Source organism: Microbacterium hydrocarbonoxydans, assembly GCF_000956475.1.
Lineage (GTDB): Bacteria > Actinomycetota > Actinomycetes > Actinomycetales > Microbacteriaceae > Microbacterium > Microbacterium hydrocarbonoxydans_A.
Window position 1 is genome coordinate 471,392 of record NZ_JYJB01000010.1, and the last position, 12,537, is coordinate 483,928.

The following is a 12,537-nucleotide window of genomic DNA, read 5'->3' on the forward strand; positions in this document are numbered from 1 at the left end:
TCATGTCCCTCGCGCTCCACAGCACCTTCACCGGCGTGCTCGCCAGCATCCCGAGCCCTCCCGTCGCCTACTTCGACCTGGGCCCGATCCGGATCCACTTCTACGCGCTCTGCATCATCGCCGGCATCATCGCCGCCGTGCTGCTGACGAACCACCGCCTCACCAAGCGCGGGGCGGAGCCGTGGGTCGTGATCGACATCTCGATCCTCGCCGTGCCGCTCGCGATCATCACCGCGCGGTTCTACCACGTGTTCACGCACCCGAACGACTACTTCGGGGCCGGCCACAACACGTGGAATCCCTTGCAGCCCGGTTCCATCTGGGCGATCTGGGAGGGCGGCATCGCCATCTACGGCGCCCTCATCGGCGGTGCCATCGGCGCCTGGCTCGGCTGCCGCTGGACCGGCATCCGCTTCTGGACCTTCGCCGACGCCCTCGCACCTGGCCTGCTGCTCGCGCAGGCGATGGGCCGCTTCGGCAACTGGTTCAACCACGAGCTCTTCGGCCTGCCCACCGACCTGCCCTGGGGCCTGGAGATCGAGTCGACCAACTCGGCGTTCCCCCCTGGCCTGCCCGACGGCACGCTGTTCCACCCCACCTTCCTCTACGAGGTGATCTGGAACGGCCTGGGTGTGCTCGTGCTGCTCTGGCTGAGCCGCAAGGCGACCGCTCTGCAGTGGGGACGCCTGTTCGCGATCTACCTCATCTGGTACAGCGCGGGCCGCATCGTGTGGGAATCCATCCGCATCGATCCGAGCGAGATCTACTTCGGTCTGCGCAGCAACGTCTGGGCCGCGATCCTCGGTGTCGTCGTCGGTCTGGTGATCCTGATCGTCCAGAGTCGCAGGCACCCCGGGCTCGAGCCCTCGCCGTATCAGCCGGGTCGCGGCCGGAACGATGCCGACGCTGTTGTAGACTCGCAGGACAATCCCTCTGACTTCGTGGATCTCAGCGAGCCTGATGCCGAAGAAGTCCCCGCAGGAGCCGCAGCCACAAGCACCGCTCCCACGGAAGCGGAAGGCTCCCGATAGCCGCCGATCCGTGCGGAACCCCATGCATTCGCCCGGCCAATGACGTCCCCGGGTCTCCCCGACTGATCTGAGGACGGTTCAGGTGTATTTCCAGCCTCCCTACGGCGCATCCGGCGCTTACCCCCCGAAGCAGGGCATGTACAACCCCGCGTTCGAGAAGGACGCGTGCGGCCTCGCCATGGTCGCGACCCTGCGGGGCGAAGCGGGCCACGACATCATCTCGCTGGCACTGGAAGCCCTGCGCAACCTCGAGCACCGCGGTGCCATCGGCTCGGATGCCGGCACCGGAGACGGCGCAGGCATCCTCACGCAGATGCCCGATGCCTTCCTGCGGGCGGTCACGGGCTTCGAGCTGCCGCCGGTCGGCGAGTACGCCGCCGGAATGGCGTTCCTCCCGCGCGACTCGAGCCAGCGCCGTCAGCAGAAGGCCGGCATCGAGAAGATCGCGAAGGAAGAGGGCCTCCGCGTCCTGGGCTGGCGCGAGGTCCCGACCGTCAACGAGCACCTCGGCAAGCTGGCCGACGAGGCCCGTCCGGCCTTCGAGCAGCTGTTCGTGAGCGCAGGGGGAGCGACGCACGCCGATGCCCCGCTCACCGGCATCGCGCTCGACCGCGTCGCCTATCGCCTGCGCAAGCGCGCCGGTCATGAGCTGGGCGCCTACTTCGTGTCGCTGTCTGCACGCACCCTCGGCTACAAGGGAATGGTCACGACGCTTCAGCTCGAGCCGTTCTACCCCGACCTTCAGGACGAGCGCTTCGCCTCCGAGCTCGCCGTCGTGCACTCGCGCTACTCGACCAACACGTTCCCGTCGTGGCCGCTTGCGCAGCCGCTGCGCATGCTCGCGCACAACGGCGAGATCAACACGGTCGGCGGAAACCGCAACTGGATGCGCGCCCGCCAGTCGCAGCTCGAATCCGAGCTTCTCGGCGACATCGATCCGCTGCTGCCGATCTGCACCGACGGCGCGAGCGACTCCGCATCCTTCGACGAGGTGCTCGAGCTGCTGACCCTCACCGGGCGCAGCCTTCCGCACGCCATCATGATGATGGTTCCGGAGGCCTACGAGAAGCAGTCCGACATCTCTCCGGAGCTGCGTTCCTTCTACGAGTACCACGCCAATCAGATGGAGCCGTGGGACGGCCCTGCCGCCCTCATCTTCACCGACGGCACCCTCGTGGGGGCCACCCTCGACCGCAACGGCCTCCGCCCAGGGCGGTGGACCGAGACCACCGACGGCCTCATCGTGATCGGCTCCGAGACCGGCGTGCTCACGTTCGAGCCGGAGCGCATCAAGCGTCGCGGACGCCTGCAGCCGGGCAAGATGTTCCTCGTCGACACGGCCCAGCGCCGGATCGTCGAGGATGAGGAGATCAAGCGCGAGCTCGCGACCATGCACCCGTGGCAGGAGTGGCTGGATGCCGGTTCGGTGCGCCTCGCCGACCTCCCTGAGCGCGAGCACATCGTGCACCCGCCGGCGTCGATCACCCGCCGTCAGCGCACGTTCGGCTACACCGAGGAAGAAGTCCGCATCCTGCTGACCCCGATGGGCCAGAACGGCGTCGAGCCGCTCGGCGCCATGGGCTCGGACACGCCGATCGCCGTTCTCAGCAAGCGGCCTCGTCTGCTGTTCGACTACTTCACCCAGCAGTTCGCGCAGGTGACCAACCCGCCGCTCGACTCGATCCGCGAAGAGGTCGTCACGAGCCTCAAGCTGGGTCTCGGCCCTGAGCGCAACCTGCTCACGTGGGGACCGGAGCACACCCGCACGGTCTCGCTCGACTTCCCCGTGATCGACAACGACGAACTGTCGAAGATCCGTCACATCGACAAGGCTCTGCCCGGTCGCTCGAGCGCGACGATCCGCGGTCTCTACCACTTCGACGCCGGCCCCCAGACGCTCGCCGCGCGTCTGGACGAGATGTGCGCCGAGGTCGACGAGGCCATCGAGCGCGGTGCCGAGTTCATCATCCTGTCGGACCGCGACTCCAACAAGGACCTCACGCCGATCCCGTCGCTGCTCATGGTGGCTGCCGTGCACCACCACCTGATCCGGCGCGAGAACCGCATGAAGGTCGGTCTGATCGTCGAGGCCGGTGACGTGCGCGAGGTGCACCACGTGGCCACGCTGATCGGATACGGCGCCTCTGCGGTGAACCCGTACCTGGCGATGGAGACGGTCGAGCACCTTGTGCGCACGGGCTACATCACCGGCATCACGCCGGAGAAGGCCGTCCGGAACCTGATCTACGCGCTCGGCAAGGGCGTGCTCAAGATCATGTCGAAGATGGGCATCTCGACCGTGTCGTCGTACGCGGGCGCACAGGTGTTCGAGGCGATCGGTCTCAGCCAGGAGGTCATCGACGCGTACTTCACGCGCACCGAGTCGAAGCTCGGCGGCATCACGATCGAGGACATCTTCGCCGAGAACCAGGCACGTCACGACTACGCCTACCCCGAGGACGCCGCTGCGCGCGCTCACGAGCGCCTGTGGACGGGTGGCGAGTACCAGTGGCGACGCGACGGCTCTCCGCACCTGTTCAACCCCGAGACGGTCTTCAAGCTGCAGCACTCCACGCGAGAGCGCCGCTACGACATCTTCCGTCAGTACACGAAGCTCGTGGACGACCAGGCGGCGGAGCTGAAGACGCTGCGCGGTCTGTTCACGCTGCGCACCGGCCACCGCAAGCCGGTGCCGCTCAGCGAGGTCGAGCCGGTCTCCGAGATCGTCAAGCGGTTCTCCACGGGAGCGATGAGCTACGGCTCGATCTCCAAGGAGGCGCACGAGACGCTCGCGATCGCGATGAACCGGATCGGCGGCAAGTCGAACACCGGTGAGGGCGGAGAGGACGCCGACCGCCTGGTCGATCCTGAGCGCCGCAGTGCCATCAAGCAGGTCGCCTCCGGTCGCTTCGGCGTCACGAGCCAGTACCTCACGGAGTCGGATGACATCCAGATCAAGCTCGCACAGGGCGCCAAGCCGGGCGAGGGCGGTCAGCTGCCTCCGCAGAAGGTGTACCCGTGGGTGGCGCGCACGCGTGGCGGCACGCCGGGCGTCGGTCTCATCTCGCCGCCGCCGCACCACGACATCTACTCGATCGAAGACCTCAAGCAGCTGATCTTCGACCTGAAGCGTGCGAACCCCGAGGCGCGGATCCACACCAAGCTGGTGAGCCAGTCGGGCATCGGCGCGGTGTCGGCCGGTGTCGCCAAGGCGCTCAGCGACGTGATCCTGGTCTCGGGCCACGACGGCGGAACGGGCGCGAGCCCGATGAACTCGCTCAAGCACGCCGGCACCCCGTGGGAGCTGGGTCTCGCCGAGACGCAGCAGACGCTCATGCTCAACGGCATGCGCGACCGCGTCGTGGTGCAGGTCGACGGCCAGCTCAAGACCGGACGCGACGTGATCATCGGAGCGCTGCTGGGCGCGGAGGAGTTCGGCTTCGCCACGGCTCCGCTCGTCGTCAGCGGCTGCATCATGATGCGCGTGTGCCACCTCGACACGTGCCCCGTGGGCGTCGCGACGCAGAACCCGGTGCTTCGTGAGCGCTTCACCGGCAAGCCCGAGTTCGTCGTGAACTTCATGGAGTTCATCGCCGAGGAGGTGCGCGAGATCCTCGCCGAGCTCGGCTTCCGCTCGATCGACGAGATCGTCGGACGCACCGAGCTGCTCGGCGTCGATGCCGCCGTGGAGCACTGGAAGACCGAGGGCCTCGACCTCACCCCGATCCTCGAGGGTCCGGCCTTCCCGGCGGGCGAGCCGCGCAGGAGCGCGCGCACGCAGGATCACGAGCTCGAGAAGCACTTCGACGTGCAGCTCATCGACATCGCGAAGGATGCTCTGCTGAACGGCGAGCATGTCGTGATCGAGCTGCCGATCGCCAACACCGAGCGTGCCGTCGGCACGATGCTCGGTCACCAGGTGACCGCGCGATACGGTGCGGCGGGTCTTCCGCGGGAGACGATCGACGTCACTCTGCACGGCACGGCCGGGCAGTCGCTCGGCGCCTTCATGCCGGCCGGAATCGTGCTGCGCCTGGAGGGCGACGCCAACGACTACGTCGGCAAGGGCCTCTCCGGCGGTGACATCACGATCCGTCCGCCGCGAGGCTCGTCGATCGCACCCCACGAGAACGTCATCGCGGGCAATGTCATCGGCTACGGAGCGACGTCGGGTTCGATGTTCATCTCCGGCGTCGTCGGCGAGCGGTTCCTGGTGCGCAACTCCGGAGCCACCGCGGTCGTCGAGGGTGTGGGCGACCACGCGCTCGAGTACATGACCGGGGGAGTCGCCGTGATCCTGGGCCCGACCGGACGCAACTTCGGCGCAGGCATGTCCGGGGGAGTGGCGTACGTCCGCTCGCTCGACAGCGCCAAGATCAACGCGCAGTCGCTCGGCAGCGGGGAGCTCCTGCTCATGCCGTTGGATCGCGCCGATCTCGAGGTGCTTCGCGGGCTCGTATCCGAGCACGTCGAGCGCACGGCATCCCCTCTCGGTGCGGAGATCCTCGCGGACTTCGAGAACATCGCGACCGAGTTCGTGAAGGTCCTCCCGCGTGACTACGCCGCCGTGCGCAGCATGCGCGAGGAAGCAGTGGCCGAGGGGATCGACCCCGACGGCGATATCGTCTGGAACCGCATCCTGGAGGTGACCGGTGGCTGATCCCAAAGGTTTTCTGAAGGTCACCGAGCGTGAGCTTCCCGCTCGCCGCCCGGTTCCCGTGCGCATCCTCGACTGGAAGGAGGTTTACGAGCCGGGCGACCAGGCCGTGCTCCGTCGCCAGGCGAGCCGCTGCATGGACTGCGGTGTGCCGTTCTGCCACCAGGGCTGCCCGCTCGGCAACCTGATCCCGGAGTGGAACGATCTCACCTGGCGGGGGGAGGGGCGCGCGGCGATCGACCGTCTGCACGCGACCAACAACTTCCCCGAGTTCACCGGTCGTCTGTGCCCTGCACCGTGTGAGAGCGCGTGCGTGCTGGGCATCAACCAGCCGGCCGTGACGATCAAGCAGATCGAGGTCTCGATCATCGACGAGGCCTTCAGCAAGGGCTGGGTCGAGGCCCAGCCGCCTGCTCGTCTGACCGGCAAGACCGTCGCGATCGTGGGTTCGGGGCCTGCAGGACTCGCAGCCGCCCAGCAGCTGACCCGCGCCGGCCACACCGTCGCGGTGTTCGAGCGCGACGACCGGATCGGCGGCCTCATCCGCTACGGCATCCCGGACTTCAAGATGGAGAAGTCGCAGCTCGAAGCCCGGCTGCGTCAGATGCAGGAGGAGGGCACCCGTTTCCGTGCGGGCGTCGAGATCGGCAAGGACATCAGCTGGGCCGACCTCCGTGCGCGCTATGACGCGGTCGTCGTCGCCACAGGCTCGACCGTGCCGCGCGACCTGCCGATCCCCGGCCGTGACCTCGACGGCGTGCACTTCGCGATGGAGTACCTCGTGGAGTCGAACCACGCGGTCGCCGGCGACAAGGTGCCCGAGCAGATCACGGCAGAGGGCAAGCACGTCATCGTGATCGGCGGCGGCGACACCGGCGCCGACTGCATCGGCACCGCACACCGCCAGGGTGCGCTGAGTGTCACGAACCTCGCGATCGGCAAGCAGCCCAGCGCCGAGCGCCCTGGGCACCAGCCCTGGCCGATGATGCCGACGATCTTCGAGGTCTCCTCGGCGCACGAGGAGGGCGGAGAGCGCATGTATCTCGCGTCGACCGTCGAGTTCCTCTCGAATGAGGTCGGCGAGGTGCGCGCACTGCGTGTGGCGGAGACGGAGTACGTCGACGGACGTCGCGTGCCCAAGAGCGGCACCGAGCGCGAGATCCCCGCCGATCTCGTGCTGATCGCGATGGGCTTCACCGGCCCGGAGCAGGACGGCTTCTCCGACGACGAGCGTCCCCAGTTCACCGACCGCGGCAACTTCCAGCGCGACTCGTCGTACCAGTCGACTCTGCCTGGCGTGTTCGTAGCCGGTGACGCCGGCCGCGGCCAGTCGCTGATCGTCTGGGCGATTGCGGAAGGCCGAGCCGCCGCGGCGAACGTCGACCGGTTCCTGATGGGCGAGACCGTGCTTCCCGAGCCGGTGCGTCCGACCGATGTCGCGATCGGGCTTCAGCCCGCGTAGGCTGAGCCCGGCATCGTCGCCTGATCTATATCCCCCTCTACCCTGGAGAATCTGTTGAGACGCGCGAAAATCGTCGCCACCCTGGGCCCCGCAACGTCCACGTATGAAACCGTGCGAGCCATCATCGATGCGGGGGTCGACGTCGCCCGGCTGAACCTCAGCCACGGTGACTACTCCGTGCACGAGAACAACTACGCGAACGTCCGCCGCGCGGCCGACGACGCCGGCAGGGCCGTTGCGGTCCTCGTCGACCTGCAGGGCCCGAAGATCCGCCTCGGCCGGTTCGAGAACGGTCCCTACGAGCTCGAGGCCGGTGACATCTTCAAGATCACCACCGAGGACATCATCGGCAACAAGGATATCTGCGGCACGACCTTCAAGGGTCTGCCCCAGGACGTCAAGCCCGGCGACTTCCTGCTCATCGACGACGGCAAGGTCCGCGTGGAGGTCGTCGAGACCGACGGCGTCACCGTCACGACCAAGGTCATCGTCGCCGGTGCCGTGTCGAACAACAAGGGCATCAACCTGCCCGGCGTCGCCGTCAACGTCCCCGCTCTGAGCGAGAAAGACGAGGACGACCTGCGCTGGGGCCTGCGCACCGGCGCCGACCTCATCGCGCTCTCGTTCGTGCGCAACGCCTCCGACGTCGACCGCGTCCACGAGATCATGGCCGAAGAGGGCGTCAGGGTGCCGGTGATCGCCAAGATCGAGAAGCCGCAGGCTGTCGACGCGCTCGAGGGCATCGTCGACGCGTTCGACGGCATCATGGTCGCCCGCGGTGACCTCGGCGTCGAGCTGCCTCTCGAGGCGGTCCCGATCGTGCAGAAGCGCGCGGTCGAGCTGGCGCGCCGCATGGCCAAGCCCGTCATCGTCGCGACTCAGATGCTGGAGTCCATGATCAACAGCCCGGTTCCGACCCGGGCCGAGACCTCGGACGTCGCGAACGCGGTGCTCGACGGTGCGGATGCGGTGATGCTCTCGGGCGAGACCAGCGTCGGCGACTACCCGGTGATCGTGGTCGAGACCATGGCTCGCATCATCGAGTCGACCGAGGAGCACGGCCTCGAGCGCGTGCTGCCTCTCACCACCAAGCCGCGCACGCAGGGCGGTGCGATCACCCTCGCCGCACTCGAGGTCGCCGAGTTCGTCGAGGCCAAGTACCTCTGCGTCTTCACGCAGTCTGGTGACTCGGCTCGCCGCCTGTCGCGCCTGCGCTCGCGCATCCCGATGCTCGCGTTCACGCCGGAGCCCGGCATCCGTCGCCGCATGGCGCTGACGTGGGGCATCACGTCGACCCTGGTCGACGTCGTGCAGCACACGGATGCCATGTACCACCAGGTCGACGAGCACCTGCTCAGCAACGGTCTTGCGGAAGAAGGGGACAAGGTCGTCGTGATCTCCGGTTCCCCTCCCGGCATCATCGGCTCGACGAACGACCTCCGCGTCCACAAGGTCGGCGACACCATCCGCGGTGCTGCTCCGATCTACAAGGCCGGAATCTGATCGTCTGACCGAAGAGGGGCGAGGCTGCGGCCTCGCCCCTCTTTCTGCGTCGGCGTGATCCCACGGCAGCCCACGCGCCGCTCCGCGGCCGCGATCGAGCCGGTGGACGCGATAGGTTGCCGTCATGACTGCAATCGGACGCCGTGTCGAGATCGGCGGGCTGGCGTTTCGCGTGATCCAGAGCACGCGCCCGGCGGGAGCGACGGCACCCGCCGTGGTTCTCATCCACGGGATCGGCGTATCGCACCGCTACCTCGCCAGGCTGCACGACGAGCTCAGCATGACGACCGCAGTCGCGTCGATAGATCTGCCGGGCTTCGGAGGCCTGCCGAAGCCCTCGGGCGACGTGGGCATCGAGAGGATGTCTGCGGCGCTGGGTGAGATCGTCGCGGCGCTCGGGCATGAGAGGGTCGTGCTGGTGGGGCACTCGATGGGGGCTCAGTGGGCGATCGAGACGGCGTCGCAGCGCCCGGAGATCGCGAGCATGGTGGTCGCCATCGGGCCGGTCGCGGACGACAGGCACCGCACACCCGCGTCTCAGGCGCGAGCCCTCGCCGTCGACACGCTCGGTGAGACACCCGCGATCAACGCGATCGTGCTCGCGGACTACCTGCGCTGCGGCATCCCCTGGTATCTGACGCAGCTGCGGCACATGCTCGCGTATCCCACGGAGGAGAAGGTCGCCGCGCTGACGCGGCCGCTGCTCGTGGTGCGCGGCGGATCCGACCCGGTGGCCGGACGCGATTGGTGTCGCCGGCTGGCGTTGCGCGCTCCTGCCGGTCGGCTGGTGGAGGTGCCCGGGGGACACCATGTCGTGCAGCAGTCGTCCCCGCGCGCCGTCGCGTCCGCGATCCGCTTCCATGCTGAGCACTTCTGGCCGACACCATGACGGCACTGCGGACACTGAGGTGGTGGGCCGCCGATTACGCCTACGCGGCGGTATGGCAGGTGCGAGCGCTCTTCCGAGGCGCCGACGCCGAGTCCTTCGCGAGCGGGAGGGGTGCGACCATCATCGTCCTCCCGGGTGTGTATGAGACGTGGCGGTTCCTGCAGCCGCTGGTCGCGGCCATGCACGATCGCGGCCATGCCGTGCACGTGCTCGAGGTGCTCGCGCACAGCCGACGGCCCGTGACCGAGATGGCGGACCAGGTCACGAGGTACCTGCATGAGCACGATCTGCACGAGGTGATCCTCGTCGCGCACAGCAAGGGAGGGCTGGCCGGAAAGCAGGTCATGCTCGGACCTGAGGGACGCAGAGTGCACTCGATGCTCGCGATCGCAACTCCTTTCGGCGGATCGCGCTACGCGCGACGGATGCCGGTGCGCACTCTTCGGGCGCTCGCGCCCGAAGATCCAGCCATCCTTGCACTGGCAGGGCGCGCTGACGTCAACGCCAGGATCGTCTCGGTCTACGCGCGCTTCGATCCGCACATCCCCGAGGGCAGTGAGCTGCCGGGCGCGAAGAACGTCCCGCTCGACACGGGCGGGCATTTCCGTGTGCTCGCGCACCCTCGGGTGATGGCGGAACTCGCGTCTCTCGCGGAGTAAGAGCGGCACCTGCACTCCGAAACGGGTTCAAAGCACGTGTAGGTTCGTCGACCTCGCTGGTGCCGGCGGTGGGACTCGAACCCACACGCCCTCTCGGACAAAGCATTTTGAGTGCTCCGCGTCTGCCATTCCGCCACGCCGGCTCGTGTGTCGCACCTTCGACCTTAGCGCAGGAGGTCCGCGCGAACCGCCCGAACGGACAGCCTGAGGCGTGCGCACGGCACGGCTCTACTAAGATGGACGGGTGACCGAAGAACAGGTTGAGCAGCCCACGGCATCCGCCCCCCGACGCGTCGTCGTCGCCGAGGACGAATCGCTGATCCGTCTCGACATCGTCGAGATCCTCCGCGACAACGGCTTCGACGTCGTCGGAGAAGCAGGCGACGGCGAGACGGCGGTGGCCCTCGCGACCGAACTGCGCCCGGATCTCGTGATCATGGATGTGAAGATGCCTCAGCTCGACGGCATCAGCGCGGCCGAGAAGCTGCACAAGGGCAACATCGCTCCCGTCGTGCTGCTCACGGCGTTCAGCCAGAAGGAGCTCGTCGAGCGCGCAAGCGAGGCGGGCGCTCTCGCCTACGTGGTCAAGCCGTTCACTCCGAATGACCTGCTGCCCGCGATCGAGATCGCACTCGCGCGCCACGAGCAGATCATCACGCTCGAGGCCGAGGTCGCCGACATGGTCGAGCGCTTCGAGACCCGTAAGCTCGTCGACCGGGCCAAGGGCCTGCTCAACGAGAAGATGGGCCTGAGCGAGCCCGAGGCGTTCCGCTGGATCCAGAAGGCATCCATGGACCGCCGCCTCACAATGCAGGACGTGGCCAAGGCCATCATCGAACAGCTCGCACCGAAGAAGTAGGCCGTGCGGCCGCTCGACGCGGAGCACACGCTTCGCGCGGTGCGCACGGGGGACGGTGCGGCTCTCGCCCGGGCGTACTCAGCGAATCGCGCGCACCTCGCACCCTGGGAGCCCACTCGGTCCGCGGAGTTCTTCACGGCCGAATGGCAGGAGAATCACGTCAGGCAGTGCGTCGATGACGCAGCGGCAGGGCGAAGCATCCGGTTCGTGATCGAATCGTCCGACGGCGAGATCCGCGGCCGGGTCAACATCAACAACATCGTGCGCGGAGCATTCTGGAGCGCGGACCTCGGGTACTGGATCGACGCCTCGCGTACCGGTCGAGGACTCGCGACCCGGGCGGTCGCCCAGGTGCTCGATCACGCGCGTTCCGAGCTGCGGCTGCACCGGATGCAGGCAGCGACGCTGCGTCACAACGAGGGATCGCAGCGTGTGCTCGCCGCCAACGGCTTCGAGCGCATCGGCCTGGCTCCCGAGTACCTGAAGATCGCGGGGGAGTGGCAGGACCACATGCTGTTCCAGCGGATCCTGCACGCATGAGCCGTCGTCGGGAACACGGGCGGGAGCCGAACGGACGCTGATCCTCGCCCGTTTCGCACCCGGAGTCAAGGGGGCGGCGCGCGTGCGCATCCCCTTCTAACATCGAAGCGCGTCGCCCGGGAGAGACGGCGCGAGTCAATGCGAACCGAGGGTCCTGATGAAGCGCATCGTCATGAGCTTCGGCGAATTCCTCACAGGGGATGAGATCGCAGACGCGGTCAGCAGATACTCGCTGGCCCTGGCGAAGACTCACCAGACGGAAGTCGTCGAGATCCCGTACCGATCGACGCCCGGACGCGTCGAGCGCGTCCGGCTGCAGATCGGCTGGCTCGTCGACATCGGCGTCGCCGACGACAGGGAGGGCGGACGAGAACTGCTCGAACCCGAGACCGTGCAGCTCATCCAGGAGTCGGCGGATGCCTTGAAACGGGTCGGTTCCCTCGGGGAGGAACCCCGGTCCTGGACGAGGTGGGAGTACGACCTCTGACGGCGGTCAGTGCGCCGGCGTGTCCTTGATCATGTTCGTGATGCGGATCGTCGAGCACCGTCGGCCTTGATCGTCCGTCACCACGATCTCGTGCACGGTGATGCTGCGGCCGAGGTGGATCGGCGTGCACACGCCCGTCACGAGACCCGAGGTCGCCGACCTCGTGTGCGTGGCGTTGATGTCTACGCCCACTGCGAGCTTGCCAGGGCCCGCGTGCAGATTCGCGGCCATCGACCCGAGCGATTCGCCGAGCACCACGTACGCACCGCCGTGCACGAGGCCGACCGGCTGCGTGTTGCCCTCCACGGGCATCGTCGCGACAGCGCGCTGGATCGAGAACTCGGTGAACTCGATGCCCATCTTCTCGGCGAGCGCGCCCATCCCGCGGGCCGTGGCCCATTCGAGTCCTTCGCTCATCGCGACCTCGCTCATGCATCCTCCTCAGCGGGT

Annotated in this window: 10 protein-coding genes and 1 tRNA gene; 9 read left to right on the forward strand and 2 right to left on the reverse strand. The window is 67.7% G+C overall.

The window, feature by feature from the left end:
• The first annotated feature begins 2 nt into the window (after positions 1-2).
• The 6 genes from lgt (at position 3) to RS84_RS14845 (ending at position 10,201) form a co-directional block, all read left to right on the forward strand.
• Positions 3-1,031: a prolipoprotein diacylglyceryl transferase gene (gene lgt / locus RS84_RS14820; RefSeq protein ID WP_045258558.1), complete on the forward strand. Its 1,029-nt coding sequence runs from the start codon at positions 3-5 to the stop codon at positions 1,029-1,031.
• A gap of 136 nt (positions 1,032-1,167) precedes the next feature.
• Positions 1,168-5,691, forward strand: coding sequence for a glutamate synthase large subunit (gene gltB / locus RS84_RS14825; protein ID WP_152641882.1), 4,524 nt, complete (start codon positions 1,168-1,170; stop codon positions 5,689-5,691).
• A complete protein-coding gene (locus RS84_RS14830) occupies positions 5,684-7,150 on the forward strand; it encodes a glutamate synthase subunit beta (RefSeq protein WP_045258560.1) in 1,467 nt (488 codons plus the stop codon). Before gltB ends, RS84_RS14830 begins: the two co-directional genes overlap by 8 nt.
• A gap of 54 nt (positions 7,151-7,204) precedes the next feature.
• Entirely contained in the window at positions 7,205-8,653 is a 1,449-nt protein-coding gene (gene pyk / locus RS84_RS14835) for a pyruvate kinase (protein WP_045258561.1), read from the forward strand.
• Between the two features lie 124 nt (positions 8,654-8,777).
• Positions 8,778-9,542: an alpha/beta fold hydrolase gene (locus RS84_RS14840; protein ID WP_045258562.1), complete on the forward strand. Its 765-nt coding sequence runs from the start codon at positions 8,778-8,780 to the stop codon at positions 9,540-9,542.
• Entirely contained in the window at positions 9,539-10,201 is a 663-nt protein-coding gene (locus RS84_RS14845; protein ID WP_045258563.1) for an esterase/lipase family protein, read from the forward strand. Before RS84_RS14840 ends, RS84_RS14845 begins: the two co-directional genes overlap by 4 nt.
• A 57-nt stretch (positions 10,202-10,258) precedes the next feature.
• Here the strand turns inward: RS84_RS14845 and RS84_RS14850 are convergent.
• Positions 10,259-10,344: transfer RNA gene (locus RS84_RS14850), tRNA-Leu, on the reverse strand.
• A 101-nt stretch (positions 10,345-10,445) separates the two neighbouring features.
• Between RS84_RS14850 and RS84_RS14855 the strand changes: the two genes are divergently transcribed.
• The 3 genes from RS84_RS14855 to RS84_RS14865 all read left to right on the forward strand — a co-directional run bounded on the left by RS84_RS14855 (position 10,446) and on the right by RS84_RS14865 (position 12,087).
• On the forward strand, positions 10,446-11,060 hold the full coding sequence (locus tag RS84_RS14855; protein ID WP_045258564.1) for an ANTAR domain-containing response regulator: 615 nt from the start codon (positions 10,446-10,448) through the stop codon (positions 11,058-11,060).
• Between the two features lie 3 nt (positions 11,061-11,063).
• Positions 11,064-11,600, forward strand: coding sequence for a GNAT family N-acetyltransferase (locus tag RS84_RS14860; RefSeq protein ID WP_045258565.1), 537 nt, complete (start codon positions 11,064-11,066; stop codon positions 11,598-11,600).
• Positions 11,601-11,757: 157 nt separating this feature from the next.
• A complete protein-coding gene (locus RS84_RS14865; protein WP_045258566.1) occupies positions 11,758-12,087 on the forward strand; it encodes a hypothetical protein in 330 nt (109 codons plus the stop codon).
• A gap of 6 nt (positions 12,088-12,093) precedes the next feature.
• Here the strand turns inward: RS84_RS14865 and RS84_RS14870 are convergent, their stop codons facing one another.
• Complete coding sequence (locus RS84_RS14870) at positions 12,094-12,519, reverse strand: hotdog fold thioesterase (protein ID WP_045258567.1); 426 nt, start codon at positions 12,517-12,519, stop codon at positions 12,094-12,096.
• Positions 12,520-12,537: the final 18 nt, after the last annotated feature.